General features: G+C 62.6%; 12 protein-coding genes, 1 pseudogene and 2 riboswitches. Of the genes and pseudogenes, 6 read left to right on the forward strand and 7 right to left on the reverse strand.

What is annotated here, in order from left to right; all coding sequences use genetic code 11:
- The first annotated feature begins 161 nt into the window (after positions 1-161).
- The gene (locus ACA064_RS19180; RefSeq protein WP_497669525.1) at positions 162-1700 is read left to right on the forward strand and encodes an MFS transporter; all 1539 of its coding nucleotides are present in this window, start codon (positions 162-164) and stop codon (positions 1698-1700) included.
- 63 nt (positions 1701-1763) lie between these two features.
- Positions 1764-2021, forward strand: coding sequence for a DUF2790 domain-containing protein (locus ACA064_RS19185; RefSeq protein ID WP_497669526.1), 258 nt, complete (start codon positions 1764-1766; stop codon positions 2019-2021).
- A gap of 63 nt (positions 2022-2084) precedes the next feature.
- Here ACA064_RS19185 and ACA064_RS19190 read toward each other — a convergent pair whose 3' ends face one another.
- The 5 genes from ACA064_RS19190 to cobW all read right to left on the reverse strand — a co-directional run bounded on the left by ACA064_RS19190 (position 2085) and on the right by cobW (position 10531).
- Complete coding sequence (locus ACA064_RS19190) at positions 2085-3731, reverse strand: phospholipase D-like domain-containing protein (RefSeq protein ID WP_497669527.1); 1647 nt, start codon at positions 3729-3731, stop codon at positions 2085-2087.
- Positions 3732-3821: 90 nt separating this feature from the next.
- Entirely contained in the window at positions 3822-4424 is a 603-nt protein-coding gene (locus ACA064_RS19195) for a vWA domain-containing protein (protein WP_497669528.1), read from the reverse strand.
- 53 nt (positions 4425-4477) lie between these two features.
- Entirely contained in the window at positions 4478-5485 is a 1008-nt protein-coding gene (locus ACA064_RS19200; protein WP_497669529.1) for a magnesium chelatase ATPase subunit I, read from the reverse strand.
- 192 nt (positions 5486-5677) lie between these two features.
- A complete protein-coding gene (cobN, locus tag ACA064_RS19205) occupies positions 5678-9451 on the reverse strand; it encodes a cobaltochelatase subunit CobN (protein ID WP_497669530.1) in 3774 nt (1257 codons plus the stop codon).
- Between the two features lie 3 nt (positions 9452-9454).
- Complete coding sequence (cobW, locus tag ACA064_RS19210) at positions 9455-10531, reverse strand: cobalamin biosynthesis protein CobW (protein ID WP_497669531.1); 1077 nt, start codon at positions 10529-10531, stop codon at positions 9455-9457.
- 96 nt (positions 10532-10627) lie between these two features.
- A riboswitch (cobalamin riboswitch) is annotated at positions 10628-10839 on the reverse strand.
- A gap of 242 nt (positions 10840-11081) precedes the next feature.
- Positions 11082-11308, forward strand: a riboswitch (cobalamin riboswitch).
- A 98-nt stretch (positions 11309-11406) separates the two neighbouring features.
- Between cobW and ACA064_RS19215 the strand changes: the two genes are divergently transcribed.
- From ACA064_RS19215 to cobM, 4 genes are all read left to right on the forward strand, one after another.
- Positions 11407-11601, forward strand: coding sequence for a CbtB domain-containing protein (locus ACA064_RS19215; RefSeq protein WP_497669532.1), 195 nt, complete (start codon positions 11407-11409; stop codon positions 11599-11601).
- A gap of 11 nt (positions 11602-11612) precedes the next feature.
- The gene (locus ACA064_RS19220; RefSeq protein WP_497669533.1) at positions 11613-12305 is read left to right on the forward strand and encodes a CbtA family protein; all 693 of its coding nucleotides are present in this window, start codon (positions 11613-11615) and stop codon (positions 12303-12305) included.
- 5 nt (positions 12306-12310) lie between these two features.
- Positions 12311-12724, forward strand: a complete 414-nt coding sequence (locus ACA064_RS19225) for a cobalamin biosynthesis protein (protein ID WP_497669534.1) — start codon at positions 12311-12313, stop codon at positions 12722-12724.
- 81 nt (positions 12725-12805) lie between these two features.
- Entirely contained in the window at positions 12806-13552 is a 747-nt protein-coding gene (gene cobM / locus ACA064_RS19230) for a precorrin-4 C(11)-methyltransferase (RefSeq protein WP_497669535.1), read from the forward strand.
- A gap of 186 nt (positions 13553-13738) precedes the next feature.
- Here cobM and nfuA read toward each other — a convergent pair whose 3' ends face one another.
- Positions 13739-14323 (reverse strand): Fe-S biogenesis protein NfuA, encoded by a 585-nt coding sequence (gene nfuA / locus ACA064_RS19235; RefSeq protein ID WP_497669536.1) that lies wholly within the window; start codon positions 14321-14323, stop codon positions 13739-13741.
- Between the two features lie 112 nt (positions 14324-14435).
- Positions 14436-16429 (reverse strand): annotated as a pseudogene (locus tag ACA064_RS19240) (fatty acid cis/trans isomerase).
- Between the last annotated feature and the right edge of the window lie 17 nt (positions 16430-16446).

A 16446-nucleotide genomic window follows, 5' to 3' on the forward strand; every position in this document is an offset into this window, starting at 1 on the left:
GCACCGAAGTGACTGGGATAGTCTGGTGAGACTTCACAGTAGAGAGCCTATGCCATGCGCGTCAAACCCCTTGCTCTGTTGCTGACCCGTTTGAAATCAGCCCTTGTCGGCGCCAACGTGGCAGACATTGCCTGCAAGGCAACCCCAGGCCGGGTGACGCCATGAATCGCGTCAGCCCACGCCTTACGCTATTGACCGCTTCCGGGGTTTGCTCGCTGATCGTGCTCGACACCAATATCGTCGCCGTCACCCTGCCGAGTATCGCCCGCGACCTGGGAGCCAACTTCGCCGATATCGAATGGGTGGTCAGTGCCTACATGCTGGCTTTCGCCGCGCTGCTGCTGCCGGCCGGGAGTATCGCCGACCGCTTCGGGCGCAAGAAAACCCTGCTCTGGGGCCTGAGCATTTTCATCCTTGCCTCCATCGGTTGCGGCGCGGCACCGAATGCCTTGTTTCTCGACATCGCACGCGCAGTCAAAGGGGTCGGCGCGGCGCTGCTGCTGACCTCGGCACTGGCCTCGATCGGCCACATCTTTCACGATGAAGTGGAACGGGCCAAGGCCTGGGCGTTCTGGGGCGCCTGCATGGGAGTGGCGATGACCGCCGCGCCGACCGTCGGTGGGCTGATCACCGAATTCATGGGCTGGCGCTGGATTTTTTACCTCAACCTGCCGGTGGGGCTGCTGTTGATGGCCATGGTCTGGCGCGCGGTGCCGGAGTCTCGGGACACCCAGGCCGCCCGTCTCGATCCTTGGGGCAGCCTGGCCTTCAGCGCCAGCCTGCTGTGCCTGATCTGGGGGTTGATTGAAGCTAACCGGATCGGCTGGAGCAACCCGCTGACCTATTCCCGCCTGTTGGGTGGCGCGCTGCTGCTCGGTCTATTCGTGGTGATCGAACGCCTGCAACAACGGCCCATGGTCGATCTACAGCTGTTCCGTCATCCGCGTTTTATCGGTGCGCTGTTGGGGATGTTCGCTTATGCCGGTTGCGCCCAGGTAATGATGACCTTGCTGCCGTTTTACCTGCAGAACGGTTTGGGCTTTTCGGCAATCGCCTCCGGGCTGGGCATGTTGCCGTTTGCGCTGACCATGTTGATTTGCCCACGCATCGGCGCACGTCTGGCAAGCCGCTTCGCCCCGGCGACGCTGATGGCCGCCGGTTTGACCCTGGTGGGGGCTGGCAATCTGCTCAGCGCCTGGGCGGTCACCAGCGGTGGCTACTTGAACTTCGCCCTGGCGATTGCCGTGACCGGGGCCGGTGCCGGGCTGCTCAATGGCGATACCCAGAAGAACATCATGGCCTGCGTGCCGCGCGATCGTGTCGGCATGGCCTCGGGCATGAGCACCACTATGCGCTTCAGTGCGATCGTGCTGACCATCGGGGTGTTTGGCGCGCTGCTCAGCAGCCATACCGAACAACTGTTGCAAGGCAGCCTGAAGGTCGAGGCGGCGCAATGGCTCGGACAAGCGCAAAGCATCGCCTCGCGGGTGGTCGCCGGTGACATGTCGGCAGCCTTGAGCGAGTTACCCGAATCGGCACGACAGGTGGTCGAACCGCTGGCTCGCCAGGCCTTTGTCGGTGGTTTCAGTCTGGTGCTATGGGTCGCCGGTGTCCTGGCGCTGCTGGGCGCGCTGGTGGTTGGCACGCTGATGCGCAATCCGATTCCACAACTTCGAACGGTGTCCTTGAGCGTGGAATAAATCACCACGGGGCTCGTCGTACGGTTACTGAAATCCTTCAGTAGCCACTTACGGGAGCTCATCATGAAAAGCACCTTGTTCGCCCTGGCTTTGATCACCTTGAGCGGTACGGCATTGGCCGCTTCGACCGATGACGGCAAACAGCCGGTAGTCGAGGATTACCGTTATTCCATGCAGCTGGATGTTGCAAGAATCATCAGTATGTCGGACAACAGCTATTGCGGCATCGGGCCACGGGAAATGGTCTACGTGGACAGTTCGGGGGTGACACGGATTTTGCGTTATCAGGCGTTTGGGGATGGGTGTATTGATCAGAGTTGAGAGTGAGTCCTCAATCCCTGTGGCGAGGAAGCTTGCTCCCTCGCCACAGATCACCGGGCGCCTTCAACGCCCGGAGAAACGCAACCTCGACATCATTCGCAAATCACCCGGGCGGTAATAGTCGTCGCTCCAGCCATTGTCCATGGACAGCGGCCGCACCTGTTTCAACGCGAGCTTTTTCACGTAGTAACGAAACCGGTAATGCTCGTAGAAGCGCAATAGCTCCAGCCCGTAACGATCGGCCAGATCGGTATCGCCGCGCATGATCAGGAAGTTTTCGTCATTGCCGCTGCTGGCACTCGCGCTGAGGTTGTGGCTGCCGCTGATGATCACCGGGGCATCACTGGTGAAGTCGCAGACCACCGCCTTGGTATGCACCAGCAGGTTGCCCTTCTGGCCCTTCAGGCCTTCCTTGAGCCAACCCTCCAGACCGTTGTTCAACAGGGCCGTGGCAGTGAACTCGGCCGTGCGATCGGCGTGGTAACCGCTGATGCGGCTGGCCTTGTTCTGCAAGCCATATCGCAACACCTGGTCGTGAGGCTGGCCGAGCAAGGCATCGAGAATGCTTTCCGGCAGCGCGAAGGCGGTGGCAAACAGCAGGTCTTTCCTGGTCGCATTGATGATTTCGACGAACGCTTGCAGATCACCCTGCCCCGAGCGCGGCGAGAAACCGGCAAACAACGCCTGCTCCGCCTGCATCGGATTGTTCTCGGTGAGCCATTTGCGGGTCGCGGCGACATCGCCCGGAGCCGCCCAGATCTGCTCGAAGACCTGCCAATAGTGGGTGGCCGGAGCACTGTGGTCCAGCACATGCACCACGTTCGCCTGGCGGTAGATGCCGTTGGCGGTGAAGTTGGTGCTGCCACTCAACACCGCCTGCGGCTGGTGCCGGCCGGTGGCGTCGAGTTTGCTCAGGACCATGAACTTGTTATGGAAGATCCGGCTGGTGACCCGTCCGCGCTTGTTCGACGCCGGGATCTGCGCCAGGCTCGCTTCGTTGATCGCAGTGTCTTTGTCGCCCCGTTTGGCGTGATACAGCACCCGCACCTGGACCCCACGACTGAAGGCGGCGTTGACCGCATCGACGATCGCCTGCAACTGGTACTCGTAGATGGCGATATCCAGTGCCCACTGCCCGTCTACGGCGCGCTCGATAAACCCCAGGACCTGATCCAGCAAACCGTTTTCCAGCCACTGGCGCGGTGCGTCGGGCCAGGCTTCGATCGGCAGGTTCTTGTTGGTGCCGAGCAGTGCGTCGAGCTCGGTGAATTTTCGCGAGAACGCCTGGCTGGCGGCCACTGCACGGTTGAAAATTACCCGTTGGCCCTGGGGCGAGCCATTATCGGTGAGCACCGCGACCTCGAGGCATTCTCCCAGCTGTGGGTCATCGGCGCTGCCATAGACCAGATACACCCGGTACTGGCTGCGAGTGCCCGGGTTGATCGCATAGTCGGCCCAGCGAAACTTCTGCAGCGGCGCGATATTGCTCGGTGTGGCGTTGTATTGAGGGAAGGTATGGGCCTTGCCGGGAAAGGTCAGGCTGTTGAACAGAAACATCCAGGGCTTGCGCCCTTGCTGCTTCTCGATGGCAAAGCCCAGCAGCCCGGCGCGGCGGGACTCGGCCAGGTCCATGGCGAGCAACACGCCGTTGGTGCCGGCATAGGCCTTGACGCGAAAATCGTCCTTAAGATTGCTGACCAGTACGCGCATGCTTCACTCCTGTGATTCGCGAAGCCGGCAGCATACGAGCAGATCGCTTGCAGACTCCAGCCTCGACGCGCGGCAATACGCGACAAGCCGTTACAGGGTATCGATATGTCGATACTGCGCTTGCAGTCCGCTGGCCAGTTCCTTGGCCCGACCGAGGCGGATCGGGCCTCTTTCGATGTCCACCAGCAATCCCGGGCAATTGAGCGTCGGCAGCGCCGGCCAGCTTTTTAACCGGCCATCGGTCAGCAGCAACAGGCGCTGCTGCTCCGCTGGAAAACGCTTTTGCCTGAACCCCAGCCAGCGGACTGCCTCATCCAGGGCCGCCAGCAGCGGCGTGCCACCCCCGGCGCCGAGCGCATCGAGCCAGCCGCGCAGACCATTCGAGGCTTTCAAGCCTTGTACCTGCCATTGCGGCGAGTGACCGCTGGCAGTCAACAACGCCAGCCGTGCCCGGCGCCGGTAAGCGTCATCGAACAGCTGTGCCAACAACCCTTTGGCGTCGCTCAGGGCCTGATGGCGGCGAGTCGAGGCCGACGCATCGACTATCACCAGCCACAGCTCTTGGGGCGAACGACTGCGCAGGCGGTACAACAGGTCTTCGCGCTGGCGCGGACGGCCATTGAGCAAGGTGCCGGGCCAGTTGATCGAGCCGCTTTGTGCTGTGCGGCTCTGGCCCTGCCGGCCATTTTGCAACCGTCCCGCGCGGGGTTTGGCATCCGCCCCCGCGTCGGATCGGGGGCGAATGCCTAGGACTTTTTTGGCCAGCTCGGAACTTCACGTCGCGCACCGACCGGCAACGCCTGGGCGGGCATTTCGCCCCATTGACCCTGGCCTTCGCCGGGGTCGGGATTTTGTGTTGATGGAGGCTGTGGCGCGCTGGCCTGGTTTGGCGCGGGTGGCGACTGTTCACGGCGACGATGACGCAGGGCGAACTCCGCCACCGCGTCGATATCCTCTTCGCCAATCGCTGGAGCACCACGCCATGCGGCATGGGCCCGAGCAGCACGCAGCCAGACCAGGTCGGCGCGCATGCCGTCGACGCCGGCAGCAAAGCAGCGCTCGGTGATCTGCGCCAGGGCCTGGTCGTCGAGAGGAATGCTGGCCAGGGTCGAGCGCGCCTGCTGGCAACGTTCGCGCAGGGCCTGCTGCGGGCTCTCCCACTGTGCGCAGAACGCCTGTGGATCGCTGTCGAAGTCCAGCCGCCGACGGATGATCTGGCCACGTTCGGTGGGTGGCGTCTGGCCGCTCAAGGCGACGTTCAGCCCGAAGCGGTCGAGCAATTGCGGGCGCAGTTCGCCCTCTTCCGGGTTCATGGTGCCAATCAGCACGAAACGCGCCGAATGCTGATGGGAAATGCCGTCTCGCTCGATCAGGTTGGTGCCGCTGGCAGCGACGTCCAGCAGCAGGTCAACCAGATGGTCGGGCAGCAGGTTCACTTCATCGACGTAGAGCACGCCACCGTCGGCCTTGGCCAGCACACCCGGGGAAAACTGCGCGCGACCTTCGCCAAGTGCCGCGTCCAGGTCCAGGGTGCCCACCAGCCGCTCTTCAGTGGCGCCCAGCGGTAGAGTGACGAATTGCCCACTGGCCAACAGATCCGCCAGACCTCGGGCCAGGGTCGACTTGGCCATGCCCCGCGGACCTTCGATCAGCACCCCGCCGATCTTCGGATCGATGGCAGTGAGGCACAGCGCGAGCTTCAGGGCGTCGGCGCCGACCACGGCGCAGAGGGGGAAATGTGGGGCGTGGCTCATATTCGGTTTTCTCATCATGGTCGGGGGCAATCAGTACATATCACAGGCAAACTTCACACCTGTGGCGAGGGGGCTTGCCCCCGCTGGGTCGCGAAGCGGCCCCCTAAATTTTTCAGATACACCGAGCTGCCTGAGTCTACGACTGCTACGCAGCCGAACGGGGGCAAGCCCCCTCGCCACAGGTTTACCGCATCAGGTGTCTTCTTCAATATCCAGCAACAGATTCTCCAGCGCCTCGCGGTACTCGCCCGGTTCGCTCCACATCCCGCGCTGCTGGGCTTCGAGCAGGCGTTCGGTCATGTCGCGCAAGGCGTGGGGGTTATGCTGCCGGACGAATTCACGGGTCGCCGGATCGAGCAAATAGGCATCGGCCAGCAAGGCGTACTGATGATCGTCGATCAACTGCGTGGTGGCGTCGAAGGCGAACAGATTATCCACGGTTGCCGCCAGTTCGAAAGCACCTTTATAGCCATGGCGCTTGACCCCCTCGATCCACTTGGGATTGGCGGCGCGGGAACGGATCACCCGGTTCAGCTCTTCCTTCAAGGTGCGGATCTTCGGCAGGTCGGGCTGACTGTGGTCGCCATGGTAGCTGGCGGTTTGTTCACCGCTGAGGCTTTCCACGGCGGCGAGCATGCCGCCCTGGAATTGGTAATAGTCGTTTGAATCGAGCAGGTCATGCTCACGGTTGTCCTGGTTTTGCAGAACGGCCTGAACCTGGCTCAAACGCTGAGCGAACTGCTCGCGCGCCGCGGTGCCTTCATCGGAGCCGCCATAGGCATAGCCACCCCAGTTCAGGTAGACCTCGGCCAGGTCCTCGCGGCTTTGCCACAGACGACCGTCGATGGCGCCCTGCACACCTGCGCCATAAGCACCGGGTTTGGCGCCGAATATTCGCCAGCCGGCCTGACGTGCCGCGGCCTCTTCATCCAGTCCGGACAACATCAGCGCTTCACGTTCGCTGCGAACCTTGGCCGCCAGCGGGTTCATGTCATCCGGCTCGTCCAGCGCGGCCACGGCCTGCACCGCGGCATCGAACAAGCGAATCAGGTTGGCGAAAGCATCGCGGAAAAACCCGGAGACCCGCAGGGTGACATCCACCCGTGGCCGGTCAAGCAGGCTCAGCGGCAGGATTTCGAAATCGTCGACCCGCTGGCTGCCGGTAGCCCACACCGGGCGCACCCCCATCAATCCCATGGCCTGGGCGATGTCGTCGCCGCCGGTGCGCATGGTCGCGGTGCCCCAGACCGAAAGCCCGAGCTGACGCAGATGGTCGCCGTGATCCTGCAAATGCCGCTCGAGGATCAGGTTGGCCGATTGAAAACCGATGCGCCAGGCGGTGGTGGTCGGCAGGTTGCGCACATCCACCGAGAAGAAGTTGCGTCCGGTGGGCAGCACGTCGAGCCGCCCGCGACTTGGCGCACCACTGGGCCCGGCAGGGACGAAACGACCGCTCAGGGCATCCAGCAGGCCGCGCATTTCTGCCGGGCCGCAAGCGTCCAGACGCGGCGCAACGACTTCGCGCAGGCTATCGATGATCGCCTTCACTTCGCTCCAGCCAGGTGTATTCAATAGGTCGATATCCGCGCTTAATGCCCGCTCGATCAACTGCGCGGCAAACAACTCAAGTCGTTCGCGACTGTCGCCAGCGCTGCGCCAAAGCTCGTCACTGAGTGCTTGCAGCTCAACCGGCCGCGGCCCGGTCCAGGGCTCGGCCAGGGCACAATCCAGCGGATCGAAGCCCAGTTCGAAAGCCTTGGCCAGGGCCCGCAGCACACTCGACTGGGCGCCGCGTCCATCGCCACGGGGAATGCGCAACAACGCCAGCAGCGTATCGATCCGCAGCCGGCCGACAGGGGATTCTCCGAACACATGCAGACCGTCGCGGATCTGCGATTCTTTCAGGTCGCACAAATAGGTGTCGAGGCGCGGCAGCCAGATCGCCGCATCGGCGTCGCTGTCGAGTTGTTCGTCCAGCTGCAGTTCGCGATCGATGTGGGTATCGCGTACCAGTTTCAGGATGTCACGCTGCAACTCCTGGGCGCGGCGCGGATCCAGCAGCTGGGCTTCGTAATACTCGTCGGCCAGCAACTCAAGATCGCGCAGCGGGCCGTAGGTTTCGGCGCGGCTCAGCGGCGGCATCAGGTGATCGATGATCACCGCCTGGGTGCGCCGCTTGGCCTGAGCGCCCTCGCCCGGGTCGTTGACGATAAACGGATAGATATTCGGCAACGGGCCGAGCAGCGCGTCCGGCCAGCAGTTTTCCGAAAGGCCGACGCCCTTGCCCGGTAGCCATTCGAGGTTGCCGTGCTTGCCGACGTGGATCACCCCGTGGGCGCCGTAGGTTTGCCGCAGCCAGAAATAGAACGCCAGATAGCCATGGGGCGGCACCAGGTCCGGGTCGTGATAGACCGCGCTCGGGTCGACCTGATAGCCCCGCGCAGGCTGGATACCTACGAAGGTAAGGCCAAAGCGCAGACCGGCGATCATCATCCGCCCGCCACGGAACATCGGGTCGCTGTCAGGCGCGCCCCAACGCTCCAGCACTGCGTTGCGATTGGTTTCGGGCAAGGTGTTGAACATTGCGTAATAAGCGTCCAGCGCCAGGCTTTGCTGGCACGGCCGCTGGTCGATGGTCTCCAGGTCATTGCTGACCCCACCGAGCAATTGCTGAATCAGCGCCGTGCCACTTTCCGGCAGCTCAGCCGGTAGCGGGTAGCCTTCGGCATGCAGCGCCCGCAGGATATTCAGTGCGGCAGCCGGGGTGTCGAGACCGACCCCATTGCCGATCCGGCCATCGCGGGTCGGGTAATTGGCGAGGATCAGCGCGATGCGCTTTTCGCTGTTCGGCACCCGCGCCAGCTCGATCCAGCGCCGCGCCAGTTCGGCGACGAAGTCCATGCGCGCAGGTGCAGCGCGGTAGCAAACCACATCCGACTGGCTGCGCTCGCTGCGCCAGGCCAGGTCCTTGAAGCTGATGGGCCGACTGATGATCCGTCCGTCCAGTTCCGGCAAGGCGATATGCATCGCCAGGTCCCGCGGCCCGAGGCCCTGCTCACTGGCGCGCCAGCCGGGCTCGTTGTCCTGGGCGCAGATCGCCTGGATCACCGGAATATTGCGGCGGAACGGTCGCAGGTGCGGGGCTTCGGGGCTGGACTGGGCAAAGCCGGTAGTGTTCAAAATCACCGAGGCTGAGACTTCATCCAGCAAGTCCTCGACTACCGTCAGGCAGCCGGGCTCCTTCAGACTGGCCAGCGCAATCGGCAACGGGTTGAGCCCCGCTGCCTGCAAACGCTGGCAGAACACATCGATGAACGCGGTGTTGGCCGCCTGCAAGTGCGAGCGATAAAACAACACCGCCGCCACCGGCTGATCGGCGCGCCAATCAGTTTGCCAGTCGCTGAGTGCGGCGGGGCTTTTGAGCGGATGGTAAATCGCCGTGCGCGGCAGGACTTGTGGTTCGGCCCAGGGGTAATCGCGGCCCAGCCAGCGACTGGCCAGGCAGCGATACAGGTCCAGCGCATTGCCCATACCGCCTTGGCGCAAGTAGTGCCAAAGCCGATCGCGGTCTTCGACGGCCACCGTGCTCAGGTCGCTCAACTCAGGGTCGGGGCGATCATCGCCCGGCACCAGAATCAGTTGCACACCCTGCTCGGCCAGCTGCACCAGCCGCTCCACGCCGTACCGCCAATAGCCGATTCCGCCATGCAGCGAGATCAGGATGATTTTTGCGTGACGCAGTACTTCGTCGACATACAGGTCGACCGAGGCGTGATTCTGCACCTGCATCGGGTTGGCAAGGCGCAGGCTCGGATAATCCTCCGGCAACTGCTGCGCGGCTTCGGCGAGCAGTGCCAGGCTGGAATCGCCGCTGCACAGGATCACCAGCTCGGCGGGGGTTTGGCCAAGGTCGGCAATGTTGTCATCCGAGACGAAACCGCCCGGCTGGGTCCTGAGCAGATGCATGGGTCAGACGCTGAGGGCGGCGCGCAATTGCGCTTCGATCAGGGCTGCGTCCAGTTGCTGTCCGATCAGCACCAGGTGGGTCGCACGGGATTCTTCGGCGCGCCAGGCGCGGTCGAAGTGTTTGTCAAAGCGCGTGCCCACGCCCTGAATCAGCAGGCGCATCGGCTTACCCGGAACCGCGGCGAAGCCCTTGACCCGCAGGATGCCGTGCTCGACCACCAGTTGTGTCAGGGCGTCGAGCAGCAGGCTTTCGTCGGCTTGCGGCAGTTCGATGGAGATGGAATCGAAAGCGTCGTGGTCATGGTCATCATGCCCTTCACCATCAGCGTCGCCGTGGTGATGGTCGTGGTGGCTGTGACGGCTGTCGATGTGTTCTTCGGAGCCGGCGCCCAAGCCGATCAAAACATCCAGTGGCACCCGACCGCTGCTGGCTTCGATGACTTTGACCGCTGGCGGCAGTTCTTCGGCGACTTCCAGGCGCACACGGGCAAGGTCTTCAGGGCTGATCAAATCGGCCTTGTTGAGGATTACCAGGTCGGCACTGGCCAGTTGGTCAGCGAACAGCTCATGCAGCGGCGACTCGTGGTCCAGGTTCGGATCGAGCTTGCGCTGGGCATCCACCTGGTCCGGGAACGCGGCGAAGGTGCCAGCGGCCACGGCCGGGCTGTCGACTACGGTGATCACCGCATCGACGGTGCAGGCGCTACGGATTTCCGGCCACTGGAAGGCTTGTACCAGGGGTTTTGGCAGGGCCAGGCCGGAGGTTTCAATGAGGATGTGGTCCAGGTCAGCGCGACGGGCAACCAACTCGCGCATCACCGGGAAGAACTCTTCCTGGACCGTGCAGCACAGGCAACCGTTGGCCAGTTCATAGACCCGGCCGCTGGCTTCTTCTTCAGTGCAACCGATGGAGCACTGCTTGAGGATTTCGCCGTCGATACCCAGCTCGCCAAATTCGTTGACGATCACTGCGATGCGCCGGCCCTGGGCGTTGTCGAGCATGTGCCGCAGCAAAGTGGTTTTGCCCGAGCCGAGGAAGCCGGTAACGATGGTGACGGGAAGTTTGGCCAGTGTTTTCATCGGATGCCCTTTGGCAAGGTGGCGGGCATACGGGACGACTTGACCGCGCGCACAAGCGCGGAAGATTTCGCCACCGGATCACCCCGCCCGGTTGTAGTGAGAATCTGGGACGAGGCAGGTCTCCTGGCTGACGGTGTGCCAGTCTTTCGACTGGCGAGTTCTGCGCCTTCCCGCGCCTCTGGATAGATGGCGCAGTGGCATGGCAGAAAACCTGACCGTTCACAGTTGCGGGGGCAGCCGCGGCATTGACCGCGTTCCCTTCTTAGCTTCGGTTTGAGTGCCGAAGAACCTCGAAAGCGCAAGGCTACGCATCGCTTGAGGGCGGGTCAATGTTCATCGGCTATTGCGGTCACCTGTGGCGAGGGAGCTTGCTCCCGCTCGGCTGCGCAGCAGTCGTAAAATCTGCAACCACGATTCATCAGGTAGTACGAGTAAACCCAATTGCGACCGCTTCGCGCTCGAACGGGGGCAAGCCCCCTCGCCACAGGGACCTGCGCAATCTTCAGTTGAGAACCCTTGCCAATTGACTCCCAGCCCCCGCCCATGCTCTCCTACACGCCTTGTTACGGGTGCCCTTCACAGGGTGAAACGGGAAACCGGTGAGTCATGTGCTTTACTCAAGCCTTGATCAGTCCGGTGCTGCCCCCGCAACGGTAAGCGAGCGAAGAGTCAGATCCACTGTGCCAGCAGTTCGGCATGGGAAGGTGATTCTTGCAGGCTCGGGCGCAAGCCCAGCCCCTCGCGAGCCCGGAGACCGGCCCGCAATACTGAATAACAAACCCGCGGTGGGCGGGCGCTGTTTGAACCTCTGCGGGCCTGTCTCGCGGGGTTTTCCTGCGCTCGAATCACCCACTGACACACCAGAGGGAAGCGCCATGTCGATCATCAGCAGCACCCGCCACGCAGGCACCAGCAGCACCACAACCACCCTCAGCCAACGCCTGATTGCCGCTATCGGCGCATCGATTCTCGGCGCGTGCCTGGTGTATTTCGCCGGCTTCTCGCACATAGAAGCGGTGCACAATGCCGCCCACGACACCCGTCACAGCTCCGCCTTTCCGTGCCACTGAGACCTGCCGACATGATCAAGCGTATTGCGCAAACCGCAGGTTTCACCGGTCTGCTCGCGGCCTTGTTGCTGACCCTGCTGCAAAGCTTCTGGGTCGCGCCGCTGATTCTCCAGGCGGAAACCTATGAAAATGCCCCGGCTGCCGAAGTTCACGAACATGCTGAAGGCGCGGTCGCCGCTCACACCCATGACGCCGAAGCCTGGCAGCCGGAAGACGGCTGGCAGCGCGTGCTGTCGACCACCGGTGGCAATTTGGTGGTGGCGGTCGGTTTCGCCCTGATGCTCGCCGGTCTCTACACCTTGCGCACACCGAGCCGTACCTCTCAGGGCTTGCTCTGGGGTCTGGCCGGTTACGCGACCTTCTGCCTGGCGCCGACTCTGGGCCTGCCGCCCGAGCTGCCGGGTACTGCCGCGGCCGACCTGGCGCAACGGCAGATCTGGTGGGTCGGTACCGCGGCGTCCACCGCCGTCGGCATCGCGCTGATCGTGTTCGGCAAACATTGGGCGCTGAAGATCCTCGGCGTGGCGACTCTGGCCGTGCCGCACATCATTGGCGCACCACAGCCCGAAGTGCATTCGATGCTCGCCCCGGAAGCGCTCGAAGCCCAATTCAAAATCGCCTCGCAGTTGACCAACGCGGCGTTCTGGCTGGCCCTTGGCCTGATCAGCGCCTGGTTGTTCCGCCGCAACGGCGCAGGTCAGTAACACTCATGACGCCGATCAGCACAGCGCCGACCCTGGTGGTCGGACTGGGCTGCCAGCGTGGTTGCCCCGCCAGCACACTGCGGGCGTTGCTCGACCAGGCGTTGCAGGCCCATAACATCGAGCTTCGAGCGATCCGGGCCTTGGCCAGTATCGACTTGAAACGCGATGAGCCTGGCCTGCTCGAACTGGCCGAGCAACTGGCACTGCCGCTGACGCTGTTCAGTAGCACGCAACTCGCCAGTTTTGAGCCACACCTCAGCCATCACTCAGAGATAGCCTTCGAGCGCACCGGCTGCTACGGCGTGGCTGAAAGCGCGGCCCTGGCACTGGCCGAACAACTGGCGCAAACCCCGGCCAGGCTGCTGATCCTGCGGCAAAAATACGGCCAGGCAACCCTGGCATTAGCCTCCGGCGCGTAAAATCCCCGATAATCCCCGCCCTCGATCATGAGCAATCTTCATCTGAAGCATTGCCGCCACGACTTTGCACAGGAGACCGGCATGACCGTCTACTTTATCGGCGCAGGTCCCGGCGACCCGGAACTGATCACCGTCAAAGGCCAGCGGCTGATCCGCAGCTGCCCGCTGATCATCTATGCCGGCTCGCTGGTGCCGACAGCCGTGCTGGATGGCCACCAGGCCGAACAGGTGGTCAACAGCGCCGAGTTGCACTTGGAACAAATCATTGAACTGATCAAGACCGCCCATGGCAGAGGCCAGGACGTGGCTCGGGTGCATTCCGGTGATCCGAGCCTGTACGGCGCGATTGGCGAGCAGATTCGATACTTGCGCGAGCTGAATATTCCCTTCGAAATCGTCCCCGGCGTGACCGCCACGGCCGCCTGCGCGGCGCTGCTGGGTGCGGAGCTGACGCTGCCGGATGTGTCCCAGAGCGTGATTCTGACCCGGTATGCCGACAAAACCGCGATGCCGGCCGGAGAGGAACTCGCCAACCTGGCGCAGCACGGGGCGACCATGGCGATTCATCTGGGGGTCAACCACCTGGAAAAAATCATCGCCGAGCTGCTTCCGCACTATGGGTCGGACTGCCCGATCGCAGTGATTCATCGCGCCACCTGGCCGGATCAGGATTGGGTGGTGGGGACGCTGGCAGATATCGCGCAAAAGGTTCAGGCCAAGGGATTTCGCCGTACGGCGCTGATTCTGGTGGGCCGGGTGCTGGGCAGTGACAATTTCAGTGAGTCGTCGTTGTATCGTGCAGGGCATGCGCATTTGTACAGACCATAAGCCATTGCCCGAGTGAGCGCAGAACCTGTGGCGAGGGGGCTTGCCCCCGCTCGGCTGCGTAGCAGTCGTAACCAGAGGCACGCGTTTTACCTGACAAATCGCGGTCGCAGATTTTAGGGCTGCTTCGCACCCCAGCGGGGGCAAGCCCCCTCGCCACAGCCGTTTTTTCTGTTTGCAGCGAACGCCTTAGTAGTAGGCGTTTTCTTTCTGCGTGTGGTCGGTGACGTCACGTACACCCTTGAGCTCGGGAATGCGCTCGAGCAGCGTGCGCTCGATGCCTTCACGCAGGGTGACATCGGCCTGGCCGCAACCCTGGCAACCGCCACCGAACTTCAGCACGGCGATACCGTCTTCAACCACCTCGATCAGGCTGACCTGACCACCGTGGCTGGCCAGCCCCGGGTTGATTTCGGTTTGCAGGTAATAGCTGATGCGCTCGTTGATCGGGCTGTCAGCGTTGACCATCGGCACTTTGGCGTTTGGCGCCTTGATGGTCAACTGGCCACCCATGCGATCGGTGGCGTAATCAACCACGGCATCGTCAAGGAAGGCTTCGCTGAAGGAATCGATATAAGCGGTGAAGCTTTTGAGCCCCAGCGCGGTATCTTCCGGTTTTTCCTCACCCGGCTTGCAATAGGCAATGCAGGTTTCGGCATACTGGGTGCCCGGCTGGGTGATAAAAACGCGGATGCCAATCCCCGGGGTGTTCTGCTTGGATAGCAGATCAGCCAGATAATCGTGGGCGGCGTCGGTAATGGTTATGGCGGTCATGGAGACTCCTCACAGGCTTGGACGCAGTTTACGCCAATCATCGCGCCGGACAAAGTCCTAGTATTTATGTCGGGAAAGTACCGGTCATCCCCGATGACGGCCGGCATAGCGCTTACAGATTTTCGTAGCGATTCATGTCCAGCACCCCCGCCTCCACCGGCTCGGTTTCACGCATGTACTGGCTCAGGTCATGGAAATATTGCCAGAACTGCGGATGACTGCGACGAATCCCCCAACGCTCGACGATTTTCTCGAACCCGCCGGCGTCCCTGACCTGCTCCATCCGTGCAACAAAATCAGGCACCTGCCCGGCTGGAATGTTGAAGATAAAGTTCGGATAGCTGCTCAGCACCCCCGGATAAATTGTGACGGTATCCAGCCCCGGCTGATAACGCAGGGATTCGCCGAGCATGAACGCCACGTTGCTGTGGGCGCGATTGCGCAGCAGGCTGTAGACCTCGCGTTTGCCGCTTTGACTCTCGATGCGCAGCACCGTGGCTTCCGGCAGCTGGTCGACCACCCTGAGCCCGGCGGCCGGGTGCGAAGCCAGCTGGCTCAAGGCCTGTTCGGCTTCCTGCAGGGCCGGATCGATGTTCGGCCGCGAGCAATAAGCCCCGCCGCAGCGGTTGATCGGGTCGGGCCTGGCGTTCAAGTCACCGTAGCGAATCAGCAATTGATTGACGAAGTCCCGCTTCGGATCCTGCTCATCCAGATTCAATGCCGTGGGCTGGTCGTTATCGATGGACTCATAGGCCAGCCACATCTTGAACTTGCCGCTGTTCTGGTACCAATCGTCGAGGTAGGCATCCCGGGAGTCGGCCGGCATCAGACGCAGGAAGTTCTGCTCGGCGCCGTTGCGGATCAGGTCAAAGTACAGACGGGTCTGCGCCTGGTGGGAAACGTTGCCGAACACATCGAAATTGACCGCCAACTGGTAATAGGTGCGCTCCAGCAACGGATAGTCGAACAGCCACAGGGTTTGCGGCACTTCACCGATCAAGCCCTTGCTCACCGAGGCGCTGTCGAAGTGCCGAAAAATGCTCAGCAGCGCGTTGTCATTGCCCGCCCACAGGGTCGACCAGCTCGGTGCCGGCGCATCGGCGTAGCTGTCCCGGCGCAAGGCTTCGTATTCGTTGCGCTTGTCGCGATAGCCGTGCCACAGGCTCAGGACGCTGCCGACGTCGTCGTTCTGTCCCGGCATGGCCAGCAATGGCGTTGCCTGGCCACGGTAGTTGGGGTCGGTGATGTAGAGGTCGTGTTCCGGCGCCTGGAACAGCGCCCAGAAGTTGTCGCGAATGACGTCGGTGGCAATCTGCCCACGGCAGACCGGACCGCGGATAAAGGTTCGCACGAAATATTCGGCGTTATCGAGCATGAACTGATACCGCGCCTGAGCCGGGATCGCCTGGAAGGTCTCGAACGGATTGGCCCGGCGCTCCGGCCCGTAGCCCGGCAATGCGCTGACCTGCCAGCTACCACTGTAAAACAGGGTTTTGATCCTCGCCATTTTCGCCGCGCTCAAGGGGTAGGTGATGTGAGTCTTGTGCACGATTACCCCTTGCACCGGCCATAAGCGGTAATAGACCCGGGTCCCCGGGTCGTCATTCGGGCGGCGGCTGGCGATCAGCTCGATCGCTGCCCCGGCGGCGTACGCGAGCGCACCCATTGGAAGAAATGCCCCGGCTCGCCGTCCTTGAAGTAGATGTGCGCAAGGAACCAGTGCTCGAACAACCAGCGGCCGACCAGGCTTTCCCTGCTGCCTGGGGCATTGAGCAGGTTTTCCCACTGAGCAATCTGCAACGCCTCTTTAGCGCTGGGGGTCAGGCCTTGCTCGCCGAAGGCGTCGTAGAACAGCCGCGTCGGAGCTGAAGCCCGGCGGCGTTCACCGTCATAGACCGGGATTTTGCTCGCACCCCGTGCCGCGCCCTCCCCGCTGCCCAGGTTGAGCTGACAGGCGGCGTCATTGCAGGCATGGCAGGCCACGCACTTTTCGGTGAAGATCGGTTGAATGTCGCGGGCGTAGGAAACCGCCGGCGTCGGACCTTGCGCTGTGACGGCACCACTTAAAAGCAGCAGTACACTGCTGATGACCACGCGATACGGCATATCCCTGTCCCGATGAT

Source organism: Pseudomonas sp. LBUM1658, from assembly GCF_059716055.1.